This is a genomic window from Brevibacterium sp. SIMBA_078 (assembly GCF_046534565.1).
Lineage (GTDB): Bacteria > Actinomycetota > Actinomycetes > Actinomycetales > Brevibacteriaceae > Brevibacterium.
Window position 1 is genome coordinate 1 of the sequence record NZ_JAWRYQ010000470.1, and the last position, 246, is coordinate 246.

1 protein-coding gene is annotated in these 246 nt (G+C 40.7%); it reads right to left on the reverse strand.

What is annotated here, in order from left to right; translation table 11 throughout:
• A partial coding sequence (locus SB749_RS20450; RefSeq protein WP_410711922.1) for a DUF2914 domain-containing protein occupies positions 1-246 on the reverse strand: 246 nt, incomplete at both ends.

Consider the following 246-nt stretch of genomic DNA (forward strand, 5'->3'; position numbering starts at 1 on the left):
CCATGCTCTATAGCCTTGCTCTCGTCCACCTGTAATATTTAATGCAATTCGATCTACGACTTGGTTATTAAGGGTCCAAACATGAAAAATCTTTTCGTTTAACCCTCTTGGCGCTTTTACCGCTGTCCAACTATATAAACCTTCACGTCTTAATGTATTTACATCTAACAGCTTAACGTTACCGATGGGCTTGCGTTGTTGAATATCGACTTCATGGGATAACGTGATATCAGTTAAGCGCAACCC